Origin of the sequence: Clostridium sp. K04 (assembly GCF_019734375.1) — a bacterium.
GTDB lineage: Bacteria > Bacillota > Clostridia > Clostridiales > Clostridiaceae > Clostridium > Clostridium saudiense.
Genome location: NZ_JAASHD010000006.1, coordinates 31,578 through 52,771, shown reverse-complemented (window position 1 = coordinate 52,771; position 21,194 = coordinate 31,578). Strand labels below are relative to the sequence as shown.

Genomic DNA, 21,194 nt, shown 5'->3' with positions numbered 1-21,194 from the left:
CTTATCTTGTACTAACCTTGTATATAGTTGTATGGTTATATTCTTCTCCTGAATTTAATATTACATTTGTAAAGTTTTTATGATGTAAACTATCCGGAAAATATTGAGTTTCAAGACATAAACCTTGTCTCTTTTTATATTTAACCCCACCTTTTCCCACTTCTTTTTCATTCAGGAAATTTCCAGTATAAAATTGTATACCTGGCTTAGTTGTAAATACCTCTAATACCCTTCCACTATTATCATCTATAACTTCTGCTACCTTTTTTAGTTCACCATTATAATCATCTATAATCCAATTATGATCATAACCATTACCATTTACTAATTGATCATATTCTTTATTAATATCTCTACCAATACACTTAAATTCAGTAAAATCCATAGGACTTCCTATTATATCTCTTATTTCTCCTGTTGGAATACTTTCTGAATTTGATACTGTTATTTTTTTTGAATTAATCTTAACTCTATGATTTAAAATATCTCCAGATGAATGTCCACTCAAATTAAAATATGAATGATTAGTTAAATTTACTATTGTATCCTTATCACTCTTTGCAAAATAATTAATAACTAATTCATTTTCATCTGTTAATCTATACTCTACATTAACATTTAAATTTCCCGGATAATTTTCTTCCCCATCCTTGCTTAAATATGATAATTTTATATATTGTCCATTATCATCTTCTAATATCTCAGAATCCCATACTGCTCGATTAAATCCTTTAGTTCCACCATGAAGATGATTATTTCCATCATTTTTTGCTAACTCATATTTTTCCCCATTAATGTCTATAGACGCACTTGCTATTCTATTCGCACAACGTCCAATTATAGCACCCAAATATGTTGTAGTTGTTTTGTAATCTTCAAAATTATCATATCCTAATACAATATCATCACTTTGTCCATTTTTATCCCTTGTTTCAAATGATAAAATTATACCTCCGAAATTAGTAATTCTAACTTTTGAAATATTATTTTCTAAAGTATAAATATAAATCGATTTATTATCAATTTTGTTCTCCATTTCTTCTCTTAAAATTCCCATATTTCTCTCCTCTTTAAAAACAATTTCAAAGTTAATTATACCAATTCCTCTTTCATGTGTAAACATTTCCAGATTAACTTATTAGTTTTTCATCCTTTAAAATCACTTCTAACTGCTTTACAATATTATCAATATTACTCAATATACTAATATCACACTTACTTATACTATCAAATAATTTCTTAATATTACTTTCAAAATCAACCGGCAACTTTTCGCATGATTTTTCTACAATACTTAATAACCTTTTTTCACCTGGATGTGGTATTTCATTTATTGCAAAAATTATATCAAAATAGCTATCTAAAAAAGCTGAAATTCTGTTATTTATATTTACTATATCATTTCTGTTTATCGCTTTTTCTATTTGATTATAGTATGCTGAAAAATTATTTTTTAAAATTGGATAGTTATTTTTTATTATATTTATCTTTAATTCTTCAGGATATGGTATAGTATATTTTTCTTGAAGATCTTTAAACTTATTATCTCTATCATATACTATAGAAGAGCTTATTACATTATTCCAAAAACAAGTAGTATATCCAATGTGTGCAACATGATTATCAACTACATCTCTCAATTGATCAACTAACCATTCATACTCAAAATATGCTATATCTACCGTTATTGATGAATTTCTAATTATAAATTCATCAGATGGTCCCCAAAATGTATTATTTATTTCCATTAAATCTGAAAACTTCTTTGCAATACCTTCCCTTTTCTTAATCGATATTTCTTTATCTATGATAATATCTATATCTATATCTGAATAAGTGTCCTTTCTTCCACTTGCACATGAACCTGCTAATACTATAGCAACTACTTCATTTAATCGCTTAAATTCGTTAACTAGTTGATATACAATCATGTTCATTCCCATAAAATCTCACTCCTTTTTTCCCTAAATATAATATATAGAATGCTACTATATAAATAATAAAGAAGCATTCTATATAATTTATTCTTATTTTTTTAAAATAATATCCTATTTAATTAATACCTTTATTGATTTTCTTGAAACATTTACTTTGCTATCTTTTATTGTTTCAATAATTTCATTTCCTGCTGTTTTTTCATCAACCATAACATGCCAATTACTTTCCTCAAGTTCTACATCAACATCCTTATTATTAGCATTAATAATAACTGCAATTTTCTCACACTTAATATCTATATTTTTAGCATCAATAATATATGCTACTAAATTATTTTCACTAAAATTTACACCTTTTTTTAAGAAATGAATATTTTCTTTAATTTCTTCATTTGTATTCATCCTAAATGCTTTATATTCTTTTCTTAATGATATTAATCCCTTATAATATTCAAATAAATCCTTATATTTAACTTTTCTGTCCCAATAAATTTTATTTACTTTGTCTGATGACTCAAAACTATTTTCTACTAATTTTCCTTCTTCATCTTCTTTTGTTCTTGCCATTTCCTCTCCTGCATGCACAAAACTAATTCCTTGAGACGTAAGTATAATTCCTGCTATTAATTTATTCATAGCAATTAATTCTTCTTCTGTACAGTTAGGTGTAGATATCTGAAGTTTATCCCAAAGAGTATAGTTATCATGAGCTGAAGCATAATTTATTGTTTGATATGGCTCATTAGCCCAAAACTCATTAGAATAAACTATATTTTCCTTGTCTATATCCTTGTGATGTGTTGATGCAACTACAGCAAATTTAATTGTTTCTTCAAGTCCATCTTTCCCATTTACAAAGCCAGTTTCTTCATCATAAAAAACGTGACCTTTAACACCATCCCTACAATCATCACTAAAAGCTGCTATTTGTAACTTATCAAATTTATAAGTATTTTTCTTTAAAGCTGCTAATTCTTCTTTTAAAGGACTCGGACCCCCAGTCCATCCTTCTCCATACATAATTATTGATGAATCAATTTTATTTAACTCTTCCCTAATCAATTTCATAGTTTCTATATCATGTATTCCCATTAAATCAAATCTAAATCCATCAATGTGATATTCCTTAGCCCAATAAACAACAGAATCAACCATATATCTTCTAAACATATATCTTTCTGAAGCAGTTTCATTACCACATGCCGATGCATCACTATATTCACCATTTTCGTCTTGTCTATAATAATATCCTGGTACAGCATTATTTAAACAAGAGTCTAAGTTATAAGTATGATTATATACAACATCCATAACCACTCTTATTCCTGCTTCATGTAATGCTTTAACCATTTCTTTAAATTCCTTTATCCTAACATCCCCTAAATAAGGATTAGTAGAATAAGAACCCTCAGGAACATTATAATTTTTAGGATCATACCCCCAATTAAATTGAGGCTGTTCTAATTTATTTTCATCTATAGATCCAAAGTCAAAAGCCGGTAATAAATGAATGTGAGTAAATCCCATATCCTTTATATGATTTACTACTGTTTTAACAGTTGTTCCAGGAATACATGAATCCCAAATAGTTAAGGCTTTAAATTTGCCTTTATATTCGTTACTTATTCCAGATGTTTCATCAATTGATAAATCTCTTACATGAGCTTCATAAATTATTGAATCTGTAGCACTTTTTAATTCTGGTTTAGTATCCTTTTCCCATCCTTCTGGATTAGTGGTATTTAAATCAATGACCATACCTCTATTACCATTAACCCCTACTGCTTTTGCATATGGATCCACAACTTCACTAATTTTTCCATTTATATTAATTAAATAATTATAAAATTGTCCATTAAAATCACCATTTATTTCAACTATCCAAGTCCCATTAATACCTTTACTCATTGTATAAACTTCTTTAGCTTCACAATCAAAATCATATCCATTATCACCATACAATGCTAATTGAACATTTTCTGCTGTTGGCGCCCATAATATAAATTTACATTTATCTTTAGAATAAATAGCTCCTAAATCTCCATCATAACCATATATTTTATCAAAATCATTATTAAAATTTAATTTAGTACTCATTATACTCTCTCTCCCCACCATAAAGTTCATTCATTTACTATAATTTTCGGAAACGTTTCCGAGCATATATTTAATTTTATACTATTTTTTATGACTTATCTACAATCAAATGCAATTTTATTAATATATTTTAATTTATTGTAAACCACTATTATTTATTAAAAGAAAATTGTCCATAATTATTAAATTAATTATAAACAATTTTCCTTCTTAATTATTCCCAATCACCTGTATAGATTATATCTTCATCATCTTCTTGATTATTTACACTTGCGCTCGATTTATCATCTTCATAATCATCTTGGTAATTTTCAATCCACTCACCAGTTCTGTATTCACTAAGCGCTTCTCTTAATGAACTATAATCGAATTGACTTTCATCTGGCTCTATATCATTAAATATAAAATCATGTAAAATTTGCGTATTTTGCTTTCTATCCATTATAAATACCCAACCTACTTCTCCACCATAGTTCATATCATCTGATAATTCCGTAACTGGTATATGAATTTGTTTCGTATCTAAACTAGGAAATTTATAAATTGTATATGCCATATCTAATGCATCCAAGGGATCTATATTAGTATTTAAATAATCAAGCATACTATTTACAATTCCTAAATATTTTATTGGGTTTGTTTCTCTTAATTTTTCTGCAATTTTAAATAATACTTCTCGCTGTCTTTCCGTTCTTTCAAATTCATCCCCAACACCTTTTCTTATTCTTGAATAAGATAAAGCTTGCTTTCCATTTAATAATTGCAATCCTGATTCTGTAACGGGACAATCATTTCCACCTGTAGATTCACCTATATACTTATTTAATTCATCTAATTGATAGTCTTTAACATCTATCTCTAATCCACCTATTTGATCTATTATAGCCTCAAATCCCCAAAAGTTTATTATTATATATTTATCTATGCTTATATCATATGTTTCCTGTATTGTATCTTTTAATAAATCTATTCCCCCAAAGGCCATAGCTGCATTCAATTTATGCGGTCCATACCCTTCAATATCAACTAACGTATCTCTAAACAATGATGTTAATCTTATTTCCTTATTATTATTATCTAAAGTTGCAATTATAATAGAATCTGCTCTTGCTTTTTCATTTACATCTCTACCATCTGTTCCAACTAACAATACATTAGTAATTCCTTCAACTTCTTTATAATTAACTTCATCTTCACTTTTCTTATCAACAGTTTTAATTTTTATTTCATTAGATTCTGTATATATCTTACTTTTAACATAACTATAATAGCTTGCAGATATCCCAACCATAGCAAACACCAATATAAATATTATCGAAAGAATTATTGTTCTTTTTTTAGGTTTCTTTTTCTTATTTACTGTTTTTTCACTCAATTTTATTGCCCCCTATTAATGCACTATATATCATTTATACATTTTACCATATTTTTTATTATATGTGTTAATTTGTTACAATTTTATGAAACCAATTTATCTAAATATATTTTATACTATATTTATCTTTTTATAAAAAAAGACTGTAAGATTAATTCTTACAGTCTTGAAAATTCAATTACTTTCTATTGTTTTGTTGTGCTTTTCTTGCTCTTCTGCATTCAACGCATCTTACTGGTTCGTTATCGAATCCTTTTTCTTTGTAAAATGCTTGTTCACCTTCTGTGAATAAAAATTCTTTTCCGCAATCTCTGCATACAATAGTCTTATCTGCCATTATAAATTCCTCCATTTTCTTAAGATTTATCATGGTTAATAATATTACTCTTAAAAAATAAGGAGAAATTTTATTAATCTACTTTAAATCTTGTTATTGTCAAAATTGACTTCTCCTTAATTATACCATATATTTTTTTTTTTACAATACTTTTGTAAGTGTATATTAAACATTTTACATAATTACTAATTAATAATTATCATCTAAAATTACATCTCCATCAAGAAATACCTTTTCCCATTGTTCCACATAACTACCATCACACCATTCCGCCATTATTACTTCTTCATTTTCATCAATTGGAATCATTTCTATAGGTTCAGTAATTAACATTCCGTTTTCTATTTTATATATAGATATATATTTATCAAACTGAATTAATGCTATTTTACCTAACGGAGATATAAATGCATCCTTAAATAACCCTAACTCACTCTTTAAATCTTTCCAAGAAATATACATAGTATTATAATTAATAAATCTCTTCTCTGGCAATATTCCTATATTAAATTCTTCTCCATCTTCATTCATATTTTTAGGCAAAATCTTTCCTATAAATCTCCACTTTCCAAGTTCTCTTTTAATAGCAACATTACTTTCATCATAAGTCCCAACATTCAATCTTTCTTTTTCCTCATCTGACAAACTATCTATTTTATTTTTTAATTCATTAAGATATTTTTCCTTTTCTTTTTCATTAAATATTTCATTAACTTGTAATCCACTATCTATATTAATATTGCTTACTGGAATTATTTCATATATTGGATAATTTCCTTGAAAATTATCTCCTACATACTTTTGAATAGCTATATAATCATTCCCAACAAAAAGTATACTTTTATATATATTTGTAACAAAATTATTACTTATTTCATTTTTTTCACTACTTACTTCCCCATATACTCCTACCTTAAATTCATCAATAACAAATCCATCTTTACTATTTTCCTTTACTCTCAAGCTCCAAATTCCACTTAACCTTGGAAATATTATATTTTCTTTTGCATATACATATCCTAATCTATAATTATGGTGTGATATCCAAAGTGTTCTATAACTTTCTTCAGTATAACTCATATCATCTAATTCTTCTCTAGGAGTCTTTAACCCTAACATAACTCCTTCTAATGTATCAAAATCATCATACTTAATTTCACTATTTATATCTTTCTCTTCTTCATCACTTCTGAAGCTCACATTTTCACTAATCTTAGTTAAATTTAATAAATATCCATGATATATAAATGTCATTTCTGTATCTGAATTTAAAAAGAACTCTCCTACCACTTGATTATTATCTATTACTGAAATCAAATCTATAAATTCTTTCCCATTCATATATTTACTTATAGATACATTCTTTTCGTATGATAGCATATAGTCACTTTTAACAGCTTTTAACTTATACCTTACTTGCTTTTTATTATTATCTAATATTTTTATTTCATTACTTCCTATTTTTATTTCTTTATTTAACATATTATCAGTATAGTCAGCTTCATCTTCATCAAATACTTCTACAGAATTTATCTTCCAAACACCTATAAATTTAAAACTGTTCATTTTTTCTAGCTTTTTATTTACGCTTTTACAACTTATGAACATTGATATAAATATTGTAATTAATATTATTATATATCTTTTTACTTTCATCATAGATTATCCCCCTCACTTAAGGGAATTTCTATTTGTATTGTTGTTCCTTCATTTTCCTTACTATTTATTTTAAATTTCCCTCCATGAAGCATAATTATCTCATCTGCAATTGATAATCCTATTCCATTTTTAGATTTACTATTTTTCCCTTTGTAGAATTTATCCTTAATTCTTGGTAAGTCTTCTTTGCTTATACCTATTCCATTATCCTCTATATCTAATTGGAAGGTATTATTTACTCTACTTGCTTTTATAATTATTACACCATTTTTATCAGTAAATTTAAATGCATTATCAATAATATTATTTAACACTTGTTTTAACCTATTCTCATCAAAATAACCATATCCTATATTAGGTTGGATTAACACAGTGAATTTTCTTCTTTCTTTTATAGCCCTTGGCTTCCAGTTATTTTCTATAAAAATCATAAATTCTTTTATATCACAATTACTCTTATTTAATGTAATAACTCCATTGATTAACTTAGAAAAATCTAATAATTCTTCAACCATATCTGTTAATCTATCACTTTCTTTTTCTATAATATCTAATCCTAATTCAAGTGTATCAACATCACTATAATCATACTTTAATGTTATAGCCCATCCCTTAATAGATGTTAATGGCGTTCTTAATTCATGTGAAATAGATGAAATAAATTCATTTTTCAACTTTTCTCTCTTCTCTAATTCGCTTCCCATATAGTTCAATGTTTTCGACAATTGCGAAATTTCAATATTATCTGTAATATTACTTCTTATATCCAAATTTCCATCAGCCATTTCTTTAGCTACTTTTGTTATTTTTTTTATAGGTTTAACTATATCTCTAGCTATTATTAAGCTCATTATTACTCCTAATACTATAACTACAACAGAAACAAATAATATTAAAATGCTAAATGAATCTAATATTCTATTTACTTCAGTTAGTGGAAATATAATTCTTACTATCCCTATCATTTCATCTGCATCAATTTTTGAATTAATTCCCTTGGAAATAATCATTACCTTTTCATTATACCAATCAATATGCCCACTCCATATTCCTACATTTCCACTTTTGGCCTTTGCTATATCTGGGGTACTTAAAAGTTGATTATCTCTAATTCCGTAAGAATCCATTAATAAATTCCCATCTGAATCTAAAATTTCAATTTGCTCTTCTTTTGTATTCCAAAAAATATCTACATTATCATAAATGTTTTCCATTAATTTATTATTAGAAAAATATTTTTGATAAAAGTTTATAGCTGATTCTAATTGATTAATTAATGTGTTCTGGGTATTTTTATAATAATATGCCTTAAGACATAAAATCGTTAATACATCAAAGACTAATACTGTAGATACTATTACTATTAAAAAGTTTTTTAATAGTTTACTTCTTATGCTCTTCAACCTCTTCGCCCCTCCATCTATATCCAAATCCCCATATAGTTTCTATGTATCCTTGTTTTGATGAAGATGATTCTATTTTACTTCTTAATCTTCTTATATTAACATCAACAATTTTAGGATCCGCAATATAATTTTCTCCCCAAATTAAATCCATTAATTCATCCCTAGAAAATGCCTTCTCTGGATTTTCTAAAAATAATTTTATTATAGAATATTCTTTAGGTGTTAAATCAATTTCTTTATCTGATTTAAATACTTTTTTTGCATAAGTATCTATTTTAAATCTTCCTTGCTCTATAGTTCTTTTTTCTTCTTCATCACCAATTCTTCTTAATATTGCCTTTATTCTTAATAAAAGCTCCATAGGATTAAATGGCTTTACAATATAATCATCTGCTCCATATTCTAATCCTGTTATTTTATCAATGTCTTGACTCTTTGCTGTAAGCATAATAATCCCTATATTCTTTTCTTCTTCTCTAATTCTTTTACATACATTAAAGCCATCTATTCCTGGCAACATTACATCAAGTATTACTATTGCAGGTTTTTCATTAATAGCTATTTTTATACCATCCTCTCCATTATCTACCTCAATAACCTCATATCCATTTCTCTTCAAATTTATTTTTAAAAATCCTCTTATACTTTCTTCATCTTCAACTATTAATATCTTTTTCATTATTTCCTCACAAATATACATTATTATAATCTGTTATTTATAATTTGAATTTTATGCAAATAAAATACTGGATAAAATTTGTATTTATCCAGCATTTTTATTTTAAAGTTCTAAATTCATATCCTAAAGACTTTAAATAGTCTATACTTTGTTGTAATGATTCTGCCGTAGTAGGTTTTGCATCAGTATCATGCATTAAAACAACTAAAACATCATCATTTCCACATAAATTGGTTATTGTTTCTTTTAATCTATTAATTAATTGCTCAACAGTTTTACCATTTCCTTCAGCATCTCCATTTAAAACATTCCAATCTATATAAGTATATCCATGTTGTTCTAGAACCGGATCAAGATTTCCTGTCTTCCATGACATATGCCCTCCTGGGAATCTAATCACTTTAGTACTAAAATCATCTCCTAAAACTGATTTCATTACATTCTCTGATTTTTCCATATCATTTATAAATGCTGTAGTATCAGCAACTCTTCCTGGATATAAAATACTATAATTATGACAATATCCATGATTTCCAATAGCATGACCTTCTTTTACCATCTCCTTTAATAACTCTTTTTGAGTATCACTCTTTTCAACATTACTACCTAACACAAAAAATGTGGCCTTAATCTCATTATTTCTTAGAGTTTCTAATATTTTTGGAGTTGTTTCAATTGAAGGACCATCATCAAATGTTAAATATGCAATTTTCTTTCCATCTGTTCTTAGATAATTCCACTTATTTAACATATTTTCAATTTCTCTAGCATTATCTGCGTTTATATCATTTTCATAACTTGTATATGTTAATCTTTCTTCTGATGAATTTGAATCTCTTCCATCATTTTCTTCCATTTCTAATTCTGTGCCTTGCTTCGCACTTACTTGCTTGGCTTCATCCTTATTAATATTCAAAGCAATTACCCCAATTAAAATTACTACTGTAATTGCTAAAACTCCAATAAGTATTTTCTGATTCTTACTACTATCTTTATTGGTAATTCTCTTTGAATTTCTCATTACTCAAACTGCCCCCTAGTTTTTTCTACTATCATTTATACCTTTATTATAACTATATATACACACAATTAAATTACAAAATAGTTACAAAAACATCACATTTAGCATTTATTTTTAAATACCTATATATTTTTTTGCATTTTTCCTCATTAATATTCCCTATATAATAGAATAAGTTAGCACTATTATTTTTTCAATAGTGCTAACTTATTATTCTTTAAATAAATGGATTATAAAAACGTCCGCCATTAATTACTGTTGCAATAATAGCTATTACTAATATTATACTAACTAATATTATTGTTATATAATCTCCTTTTTTAAACGGTCTACCATTATACCAAGTACGCTTCTTATTACTACCAAATGCTCTTAATTCCATAGCTGAACTTATAGTTTCTATTCTCTCTAAACTTGAGAATATTAATGGCATTAATATAGATGCTGAATTTTTAATTCTTTTACCTATTTTTTCTTTCTTAGACATATCTATTCCCCTAGCTTGTTGTGCAAATGATATATCTTGATAATCACGTTGAACATCTGGTATATATCTTAATGCTATAGAAACCGAATATGCTATTTTATAGCTTACACCTATTTTATTTAATGATGATGCAAACTCACTTGGATTAGTTGCTACCATAAATAATAAGGCCATTGGTATTATAGAAAAATACTTTAATGTTATGTTAAATTGATAAAATAGTTGTTGTGCAGTTACTGTATATGGTCCTGCAATCTTAAATAAATCAGTTCTACTTCCATATATCGCAACCCCTTCATATGGCGAGAATATAAAAATAGCTAAATTATTTAGTAATAAAAATATTAATATGAAATATAAAACAAATGAAATTTGTTTGAATTCTACTTTTGAAATTTTAAATACAATTATACTTATAACAAACATTCCTAAAAGTACACGTGTATCGTATGTAACCATTGAAGCTACTGCCCAAATAATTAAGGCAATTAGTTTTGATGCCCCTGTTAGTCTATGAATCGGTGAATCTATATCTGAATATCCAATCATCGTACTCATATTCTTCTAATCCTCCTATCGTAATCAATAAACTTCTTAACAAACATTCTTGGATTTTCTAGTTTAGCCTTTACAGCTAATTCATATAAAGATGTTTCCTTTAAATTTGCTTTATTGATTACTTCTTCATCTGTAAGAACATTAGCTGCAATATCCTCAGCTAATTTTAATCCATTTGATAGTACTATTGCTCTGTTAGTATATTCAAGCATTAGATGCATATCATGAGTTATCATTACTATAGTTACACCTTTTTTATTTAATTCTTTTAAGAATTCCATAATTTCAGTGTAATGTTTAAAGTCCTGACCTGCTGTAGGCTCATCTAAAATAATAACTTCCGGATTTAATACTAATATTGATGCTATTGTAACACGTTTCTTTTGTCCAAAGCTTAAAGCTGATATTGGCCAATTACGGAATTCGTATAATCCACAAATCTTTAGCGTCTCAAATACTCTATTTTTAATTTCTTCTTCAGGAACTCCTCTAACCTTAAGTCCTAAAGCTACTTCATCAAAAATCATAGTTTTAGATATCATTTGATTTGGATTTTGCATTACAATACCTATTTTTTCTGCACGTTCTTTAATAGTATCATTTATTAAATCTCTACCATCAAATAATATTTGACCTTCTGTTGGCTTATAAAAACCACATATTAATTTAGAAATAGTTGATTTACCTGCTCCATTTCTTCCTACGATACTAACCATTTCACCTTTATTAACCTTAAATGAAACACCATGTAATATTTCTTTTCCACTTTCATACGAGAACTTTACATCCTTCATTTCAAGGATAGCTTCACCTGTTGTTTGCTTTTCCTCTTCAGAAGTTTCTTCATACCAAGTTTTTAATTTTTCTCTGCATAAATCTATATTTAAAGTATCAATATGTTCTGGTTTCATTTCTGGAGTAATTGTACATCCTGCATATTTTAAAGCTGTAATATATAATGGTTCACGTATTCCAGTTTCAGATAAAATATTTGAACTTAATAATTCTGCTGGAGTTATATCCGCAGCTATTTCACCATTATTAACAACAATTACTCTATCCACAGCACAATGTAATACATCTTCTAATCTATGTTCTATTATTAATATAGTCTTTTTAGTTTCCTTTTGAATTTGATCTATTAACTCAATTGCACTTTTTCCTGTTGCAGGATCTAAGCTTGCAAGTGGCTCATCAAATAAAAGTATATCAACATCTCCAACCATAACTCCAGCTAATGTAACACGTTGTTTTTGTCCACCTGACAAACTATATGGTGCAGCATTTAAATGAGTGTCTATTCCAACAATTTCAGAAACAATTTTAACTTTTTCTTTCATTTCTTCTTGAGATACACAATCATTCTCTAACTTAAAAGCTATATCTTCTCCAACTGTCAATCCTATAAACTGTCCATCAGGGTCTTGAAGTACAGTTCCTACTGAATTTGACAACTCAAATATACTCATTTCCTTAGTTTCTTTGCCTTTAACTTTTAAACTTCCAGAAATTTTACCTTCATTAGAAAATGGTACAATCCCATTTATACAATTCGAAAGAGTACTTTTACCTGATCCTGACGGCCCTACTATAAGCACCTTTTCTCCTTCATATATAGTTAAATTTATGTTATTTAATGTTGGCTTTGCTTGAGCTCTGTATTGAAAAGAAAAATCCACGAACTCAATTACAGGTTTTTTCATAGCAAATCTCCCTCGTTTTTTATGTAAATTACAATTTATTAATTATTATTTAATTTTTTTATTATCTTATTTTAATAAACTACTTACTATTACTTTATTCGCTTTTAGTGCTTAAATTTTTTATAGCAAAGTCTAAGTAATAATCTACATTAAAGATAATACTATATTTTTAATCATATGTATATTATGAAACAAATTCTTTTTTAAATTAACTAAAAATACCAGAGACATAAAGTCTCCGGTATTTTAATAGATATTATTCTCTATCTAAGCTTCCCTTTTTAACTCTAGTCTTAGAATAAGTATATAATAATATAGTACCTAATATTCCAACTGTAATCGCATTTGAAGCCCCTGCTACAGCACCTTGTAAATAAACTTTCTTAGCTGGTTCAGCATATATAAGTATATCTAATGTTGGTGCAATTAAAAGCCATGCTATTGCATTAGCCACAACTTGGTAAATATTAAATAATATCATTTGTTTTTTACCAAATTCACCTTCATTAACCTTTAATCTTTTACATGCTAACCCAATTATAAGTCCTATTGAAGCTGAAGCAATAACCCAGCTAAACCATGGTGGACCATAGAAAACTAAGTCTTTTAATGCATGTCCTATGAACCCAATAGCAACCCCTGCAATTGGTCCATATAAAACTGCCATTAATGCTAAAAATGCATAGCATGTTTCAATATTAGTATTTGGTATTCCAGATGGAATAGACCCAAAACGACCTAATATCATAAATACTGCAGCACCAATACCAATTGCCACAATTGTTTTAATTGATAATTTGTTACCCATATTATTTCCTCCTTCTCAATATACTATATGATACTTTAAATTTTATTCATAAACTACTCTTGGAGCCTTTCTAATAGAAATTATCCAATTAGTTCCTGTTTGTATGTTATATGCTTTTGAGAAAGAACCTTGATTTATAGCAACTGCTAAGTTATCTAATGAATTAACATATACTAAAGTCTCCCCAACATGAACGTCTGCAAATGATTTTGCATATACCATTATATTTCTGTAAACTTCTCTTGTATCATTCTTTATTGCAACTTCTACTCTATCGCCATACTTGATACCTAAACTAGTAAATAACTCTCTTCCGATGTTTGTCCAAAGACTTCCGAATCTAACATCTAAAACATCAATTATTCCAGTTACCATATCATTATTCTTTGTTGATTCAACTACTGGTAATTCAACTATATCTTCAACTGGAATTTCTGGTCCAACTTGTTCAAAATCTATAACTCCAGCAGCAAGTCTAGCACCTGTATAAGCATATATATCTCTTCCATGGAATGTATATGATGCTCCTGAATTAGGTAATCTATTTATAGTTTCATCTATTTCTCTTGCTTCTACAATTCCACACATACGTTTAATATGAGTTAATGTTCCATTGTCCGGTGTTATTATGTATTGCCCTTTTGCAGTCTTAACCCCAATACTTTTTCTATTAGAACCTACTCCTGGATCTACTACAGAAACAAATACACTTCCTTCTGGCCAATAAACTACAGTTTGTATTAGTCTATATGACGCCTCCCAGATATTGTATTGTGGTATTTCATGAGTTAAATCAAATAATTGTAATGTTTTATCTACAGAGTATGCAACTCCATACATAGCACTAACAGCTCCATCCGCTATACCAAAATCTGATTGAAATACTAAAGCATTTTTCATAATATAAGCCTCCTGAAAATTATGTCGAATTTTATTATACCTTTAGCATAAACACGAATCATATTTTAGTCAACTTATTTTTTATTCGCATTTTAACGAACATTAATCTTTTTCTTTTTCCAGACAATACTTTCTAATTATACTTTTTTATTAGTTAGTAGTCAATAAATTTATCTATTTGTAATTGAATACTATTCTTTACAAGAAAAAAGGAAACCTTTTTAGGTTTCCAATAATTTTATATGTTTTGCTAATTAAGCACATGAGTTCCTTCACCTATATTACTTGTATAGAATGATGGTTTAATTTTTGTAACCTCTTCATATGCTACAGATACTTTTTCTTTGAATTCAATTACTTTAGCATTATCAACCAAAGCTATTGCACATCCTCCAAATCCAGCACCTGTCATTCTAGAGCCAATACAGCCTTCAATCTTTAAAGCTTCATGAACTAAAGTATCAAGATGAATCCCTGTAACTTCATAATCTTTTTCAAGAGACATATGTGAAGCTGTTAAAAGTTCTCCAAAGCCTAAGATATCATTATTCTTAAGCATTTCCATACTCATTTTAACTCTTTCATTTTCACTAACAACATGTACGGCTCTTCTTTTTATAGTTTCATCAGTGATGAATTTTTCTATATCATCTAAAGTTGCTTGGCATAGATTTTCTAATTTTCTTTCTTTATTACTATTTATAATAGCAAGCGCCTTTTCACATTCGGCTCTTCTTTCATTGTACTTTGAATCTGCAAGTTCTCTCCTCTTGTTAGTACTCATTATTACTAAACTATATTCACCTAAATTTAATGGAGCATATTCATAATAAAGAGAAGCGCAATCTAATAATATTGCATGATCCTTCTTTCCTACAGCTACTGCAAATTGATCCATTATTCCACAATTAACACCTACAAATTCATTCTCTACCTTTTGACAAAGCTTAGCTACTTCAACTCTATCAATTTTTTCTGGATTTTCTAAATAAAGAATAATATATGCCATTAAAACTTCAAGCGCAGCTGAAGATGAAAGTCCAGCACCATCTGGAATATTACTAAATAGCACAATATCCATTCCTGGTACCTTATGCCCTAAATCCTTAAGTTCTTTGATAACTCCCTTCGGGTAATTACCCCAATCATCTTCCTTCTTATATACTAATTCATTATCTAAATCTATAATAACTTCACCAGCAACATTTTTTGATCTCATTCTTATTTTACTATCATCTCTTAATGCTAATGCAGCATAAATACCAACAGTAAGTGCTCCTGGAAATACAAATCCACCATTATAATCTATATGTTCTCCAATTAAATTAACTCTTCCTGGCGATAAGAAAGTTTTTATCTCTCTATCATCTACACCATATTCATTTTTAAATAACTGTAACATTTCTTCTCTATTCATTCTCTATTCAACCTCTCTTATAACAATCTATTTATAAAATTAAATAACAAACTTATCACTATCTAAAGTACTTGGTTTAAGAATTTATCTAGTCCAGCCTGTCCTTTTTTATTTCTCTTAAATACACCAGCATCTTCAAGTACTTTTGAGAATATAAATCCAACTTCCTTTTTAAGCAATTCCTTTGCCTCAATATAATTTAATGATGAATTTTCTCTTAACATTTTTTCTATCCATGGAATATGCTTATTAATTTCATTATTTCTTTCTGCTTCTTCTCTGTTATAATCTAATTCACCACATAGTATATTAGCTATAATATCTAATTCCTTCTCTAATCGTCCTGGTAAAACAGCTAATCCCATAACTTCAATTAATCCTATATTTTCTTTCTTTATATGATGAAGCTCCTTATGTGGATGGAATATTCCATCTGGATGTTCTGCAGAAGTTCTATTATTTCTTAATACTATATCTAACTCAAAAGCATCACCTTTTCTTCTTGCTATTGGTGTTACTGTATTATGAGGTATATCTCCTGAAAATGCTAATATATCATTTTCTTCATCAGAATACATTTTCCATGCTTCAAATATATCCATTGCTGCATCTATAACTTCATTCTTATTATTTCCCTTAATTCTAACTACAGACATTGGCCATTTAACACTTCCAATTTCAAGATTTCTATATTTACTACTTTCATAGTATTTTTCTACTTTAGCCTTTTCCATTGGGAATTCATGTCTTCCACCTTGGTAATGATCATGTGTTAATATTGAACCACCTACTATTGGTAAATCCGCATTTGAACCTATAAAATAATGTGGTAAAACTTCTGTAAATTCAACAAGCCTTTCAATTGAACCTCTTGTTAATTTCATTGGCTCATGTTCACCACTAAATACAATACAATGCTCATTATAGTAAACATATGGTGAGTATTGCATAAACCACTCTCTATTATCTAAAATCATAGGTATAATTCTATGATTTTGTCTTGCTGGATGATTTAATCTACCTGCATACCCTACATTTTCTTTACAAAGAAGACATTTTGGATATGTTGATTGTTTCATTAGCTTAGCTTTTGCAATTTCTTTAGGATCTTTTTCTGGTTTAGATAAATTAACCGTTATTTCTAACTCACCATATTCTGTTTTTGCAGGCCACCAAAGATTTTTAGCTATTCTTTCTGTCATAATATAATTTGATGCTTTGCTTAAATCATAAAACCAATCTGTTGCTTTTTCCTTAGATTCATTTTCATACTTATCATAAAAACTCTTAACAACTTCACTTTCTCTTGGCATTAATAAGCCCATAATCTTAGCATCAAATAAATCTCTATGTGTTGTTGTATTTTCTTCTATTAATCCAGCCTCAACTGCATAATCTAAAATATTATTTAATATCTTAACAGGTGTCTCTTCAATTACTTCTTCTACTTCACCTTCAAATGGCTCCTCAACTTTCAATAAATCAATTAATGCATTTCTTGTTGCAATTATGTCCCACTCGGAAATCATTTCCTTACTCAATGCAAATTTTAAAAGCCTCTCAATTTCATACCCAATTTTATTCATAATCTCACCATCCACTTTTATTTTTATTTTTTAATTGATTTAACAAACTTTGGTTATTTGTCTATCTCATATTTAATTAATACTCATCCCATTAAATATTTCTTGTATTACTAATGTTGTAGCACCAACTACTGCTGCATCTCTTCCTAACATACTTTTAATTATCCTTACATTTTCACTTGAAAGCTTCATTCCTCTATTCTTGACAATTTCATTTAATGTCTCAATTGCATAGAATGTATTTTCAAATATTTCACCAACAACTACTATTGATGTAGGATTTAATATATTTATTAAATTTGTAATTGCTATTCCTATATATCTTGCTGCTTCCTTTATTATAGATATTGCTAACTCATCTTCTAACTTAGCTGCTTCAGAAATATCTTCTATTGTTAATTGATTAATATCAGCCTTTAACTCTTTTAAAACACTATTTGTACCTTGCTTAATAAGTTTAATAGCTTTTTTAGTAATATTATTATTAGATGCAACTGTCTCAAGGCATCCATAATTGCCACAATTACATTTATCTCCATCACCTTCAACAACTATATGACCTATTTCTCCTGCACTAAAATCAACCCCATAATAAGGTTTATTATTTATAATAATTCCAGCACCTATACCATTTGAAATATTCAATGTTACAAAATTTGATATATCCTTAGTAATTCCAAACCAACTTTCTCCTAAAGCCATTGCTCTAACATCATTATCAACATAAACACCTAAGTTTAATTCATTTTCTAATGCTTCTTTAATATTTATTTCCTTCCAGCCATAGTAAGGTGAGTATATAGACATTCCTGTTCTAGCATTTACTATTCCATGTAACGCTACCCCTGCCCCTAATATTTTTTCTTTTTCAATTTTACTACATTCTATAACTTCATTAATTAATTTAACTAACTCTTTAAAAACAAAATCATAATCATATCTTTCTTCATTAATTTCAATAGATTTTTTTAATATAATTTCTGCCGAAAGATTTGTTATGACAACATCTATCATCCCTACGCCAATACTTATTCCTATTACATATCTGGCATTTGGATTTAATTCTAACATTATTGGTGGCCTTCCTCCACTTGACTGTCCTACTTTACATTCAACTAAATATTCATCTTCTATAAGCATTTTAGTAATATTAGTCACACTTGCCGGCGTTAATCCTGTTATCTTTGCAACATCAGCACGTGATAAACTTCCATTATCTCTAATAACCTTAAGTACCGCTGAAACATTTAATTGCTTCATAAGTTCAAAGCTACCTCTTACTACCTTATTCATTACATCACTTCTTTATTAATTATTTTAATAAAGTCCTTAAAAAATTTTTCCCCTTTTAGGACTCATGAAATTGTTTTCTTAATTTTATATTATCATATTTTTACAGTTTGTCAATATAATTATGATTAAATTACTTCGATGTAAAATTAATTTTATCAATTCTACACCGAAGCTTATTAATGTCATTAATTTACTTTTAGTATTTAAAAACTTTAAATGATCTTTTATCTAAATTTATTTTCTTTAATTCTTGGATATTACCTGTAATTAGCTCTTTAGCACTACATTTTAAATTTAATTCTATAATAGCATCTTCATCACTATTGTTAAATATAACTATTAACTTTTCATCATTTAGTACCCTTTTAAACGCTAATAAGTTTTCATCACAATACACTTCTTCAAAATCACCATGAACAAGCGCCTTATTTGAAGCTCTAATTTTAATCATTTTTTTGTAGAAATTAAGCAACTCTTTATTTTGCTTTTCTTCATCCCAAATCATACATTTTCTGTTTTGAGGGTCATCTCCTCCATCTAAACCAACTTCATCTCCATAATAAATATATGGAACACCTAAATATAAAAATTGATATGCAATTGCTAATTTAATTCTATCTATATTACCTTCACATTCATCATAAATTCTTTTAGTATCATGACTTCCAACCAAATTCCACATTTGCTTAGTTATACTATCCATATATAAAACCCTATTTTCAGCCATTATATCTAAAAACTCTCTTGCTGTAATAATGTTTTTACCAAAGAAATCTATAATTGCATTTTTAAATGGATAGTTCATAATTCCATCTAATTGGTCCCCTTTTAAGAAAGAATTTGCTTCGTGCATTATTTCACCAATAATAACAGCATTTTTATTAGCTTTCTTAACTACCTTCCTAAAAGCTCTCCAAAATTCATGCCCAACTTCATCACAAACATCAAGTCTCCAACCATCTATTCCAATTTCTTTAATCCAATACTCTCCAACCTTAAGTAAATACTCTTTAACCTCTTCATTATTTGTATTTAATTTCGGCATATTATCACAACCGTTTGCAAATGTATAATACTTATTCTTTGACTTACTAACTGGCCATGAATCAATAAAATACCAATCCTTATATTTTGATTCTTTTTGATTTTTAATCACATCTTCAAATGCGAAAAAATCTGATCCTGAATGGTTAAAAACAGCATCAAATACTATCCTTATTCCATTACTATGTGCCTTTTCAATCAATTCTCTTGCTTCACTTAAAGTACCAAATTGAGGATCTATATCAAAGTAATCTTTTGTATTATATTTATGATTAGTTGTTGATTTAAAAATAGGCGTTAAGTAAATTAAATTTATCCCCAAATCTTTTAAATATGGCAATTTATCTATTATCCCTCTCAAATCACCCCCATACATACTTCTTTTATGAACCTTACCCTTTCCCCATGGAAGTGTTCCTTCAACATTTATATTGCTATCACCATTGCAAAATCTATCTGGGAAAATTTGATATACCACTGACTCTTGAAGCCACTTTTCTTCATAATATAAATCCTCTTCTGCTATATATGGAAATTGGAATGAATTCATATCATTATATTTAAACTCTCGATTAACAAATCCTCGTTCATTATATTCAAACCTTTGATTATTATTATCTATAAACTCAAAATAATATCTATATCTATTTCTAAACACTGAAATTTCTGCCTGATAATACGTAAACAACTCAGTTTCAGCAACAACTATCATTTTCTTTTTTAAATATGGATTTTCCCAATCATACCTATCCTTATAATAGATATAACATTCATTAACATCGTTTCTTGCTACCCTTACTCTAACTACTAATGTATCTTTATCCTTACCATAAGCATAAGGAGTATCTAAAACATGAAAAACTGCATGCTTATTCATATAACCACCT

At 27.8% G+C, this 21,194-nt stretch carries 17 protein-coding genes; all 17 read right to left on the bottom strand.

Annotated elements, in window-relative coordinates; all coding sequences use genetic code 11:
* Window position 1 precedes the first annotated feature (1 nt).
* The 17 genes from HCG70_RS04135 to HCG70_RS04055 all read right to left on the bottom strand — a co-directional run bounded on the left by HCG70_RS04135 (window position 2) and on the right by HCG70_RS04055 (window position 21,184).
* Entirely contained in the window at window positions 2–1,057 is a 1,056-nt protein-coding gene (locus HCG70_RS04135) for an aldose epimerase family protein (protein WP_042394740.1), read from the bottom strand.
* A gap of 73 nt (window positions 1,058–1,130) precedes the next feature.
* A complete protein-coding gene (locus tag HCG70_RS04130) occupies window positions 1,131–1,943 on the bottom strand; it encodes a nucleotidyltransferase domain-containing protein (protein WP_042394565.1) in 813 nt (270 codons plus the stop codon).
* A 105-nt stretch (window positions 1,944–2,048) separates the two neighbouring features.
* A complete protein-coding gene (gene pulA, locus HCG70_RS04125) occupies window positions 2,049–4,034 on the bottom strand; it encodes a type I pullulanase (protein WP_042394568.1) in 1,986 nt (661 codons plus the stop codon).
* Between the two features lie 214 nt (window positions 4,035–4,248).
* Entirely contained in the window at window positions 4,249–5,409 is a 1,161-nt protein-coding gene (locus HCG70_RS04120; RefSeq protein WP_052330580.1) for an LCP family protein, read from the bottom strand.
* A 178-nt stretch (window positions 5,410–5,587) separates the two neighbouring features.
* Entirely contained in the window at window positions 5,588–5,746 is a 159-nt protein-coding gene (locus HCG70_RS04115; protein ID WP_042394571.1) for a zinc-ribbon domain-containing protein, read from the bottom strand.
* Between the two features lie 189 nt (window positions 5,747–5,935).
* Window positions 5,936–7,405, bottom strand: coding sequence for a hypothetical protein (locus tag HCG70_RS04110; protein ID WP_042394577.1), 1,470 nt, complete (start codon window positions 7,403–7,405; stop codon window positions 5,936–5,938).
* On the bottom strand, window positions 7,402–8,808 hold the full coding sequence (locus HCG70_RS04105) for a HAMP domain-containing sensor histidine kinase (protein WP_221697504.1): 1,407 nt from the start codon (window positions 8,806–8,808) through the stop codon (window positions 7,402–7,404). The genes HCG70_RS04110 and HCG70_RS04105 overlap by 4 nt, the downstream gene beginning before the upstream one ends.
* Window positions 8,789–9,490, bottom strand: coding sequence for a response regulator transcription factor (locus tag HCG70_RS04100; protein WP_042394583.1), 702 nt, complete (start codon window positions 9,488–9,490; stop codon window positions 8,789–8,791). Before HCG70_RS04100 ends, HCG70_RS04105 begins: the two co-directional genes overlap by 20 nt.
* A 97-nt stretch (window positions 9,491–9,587) precedes the next feature.
* Entirely contained in the window at window positions 9,588–10,511 is a 924-nt protein-coding gene (locus HCG70_RS04095; RefSeq protein ID WP_055274789.1) for a polysaccharide deacetylase family protein, read from the bottom strand.
* Window positions 10,512–10,728: 217 nt separating this feature from the next.
* Complete coding sequence (locus HCG70_RS04090; protein WP_042394590.1) at window positions 10,729–11,556, bottom strand: energy-coupling factor transporter transmembrane protein EcfT; 828 nt, start codon at window positions 11,554–11,556, stop codon at window positions 10,729–10,731.
* The gene (locus HCG70_RS04085) at window positions 11,553–13,259 is read right to left on the bottom strand and encodes an ABC transporter ATP-binding protein (protein WP_042394592.1); all 1,707 of its coding nucleotides are present in this window, start codon (window positions 13,257–13,259) and stop codon (window positions 11,553–11,555) included. The genes HCG70_RS04090 and HCG70_RS04085 overlap by 4 nt, the downstream gene beginning before the upstream one ends.
* Window positions 13,260–13,515: 256 nt before the next feature.
* Window positions 13,516–14,067 carry an ECF-type riboflavin transporter substrate-binding protein gene (locus tag HCG70_RS04080; RefSeq protein WP_195951496.1) on the bottom strand — a complete coding sequence of 184 codons (552 nt, stop codon included), beginning with the start codon at window positions 14,065–14,067 and terminating at the stop codon, window positions 13,516–13,518.
* A 42-nt stretch (window positions 14,068–14,109) separates the two neighbouring features.
* Window positions 14,110–14,967 carry an S-adenosyl-l-methionine hydroxide adenosyltransferase family protein gene (locus tag HCG70_RS04075; RefSeq protein WP_195951495.1) on the bottom strand — a complete coding sequence of 286 codons (858 nt, stop codon included), beginning with the start codon at window positions 14,965–14,967 and terminating at the stop codon, window positions 14,110–14,112.
* A 250-nt stretch (window positions 14,968–15,217) separates the two neighbouring features.
* On the bottom strand, window positions 15,218–16,384 hold the full coding sequence (locus tag HCG70_RS04070) for a galactokinase (protein WP_221697503.1): 1,167 nt from the start codon (window positions 16,382–16,384) through the stop codon (window positions 15,218–15,220).
* A 62-nt stretch (window positions 16,385–16,446) separates the two neighbouring features.
* Window positions 16,447–17,970: a UDP-glucose--hexose-1-phosphate uridylyltransferase gene (galT, locus tag HCG70_RS04065; protein WP_154820370.1), complete on the bottom strand. Its 1,524-nt coding sequence runs from the start codon at window positions 17,968–17,970 to the stop codon at window positions 16,447–16,449.
* 72 nt (window positions 17,971–18,042) lie between these two features.
* Window positions 18,043–19,263: an ROK family transcriptional regulator gene (locus HCG70_RS04060; protein ID WP_055274785.1), complete on the bottom strand. Its 1,221-nt coding sequence runs from the start codon at window positions 19,261–19,263 to the stop codon at window positions 18,043–18,045.
* Window positions 19,264–19,459: 196 nt separating this feature from the next.
* On the bottom strand, window positions 19,460–21,184 hold the full coding sequence (locus tag HCG70_RS04055) for a glycoside hydrolase family 13 protein (protein ID WP_221697502.1): 1,725 nt from the start codon (window positions 21,182–21,184) through the stop codon (window positions 19,460–19,462).
* Window positions 21,185–21,194 lie beyond the last annotated feature (10 nt).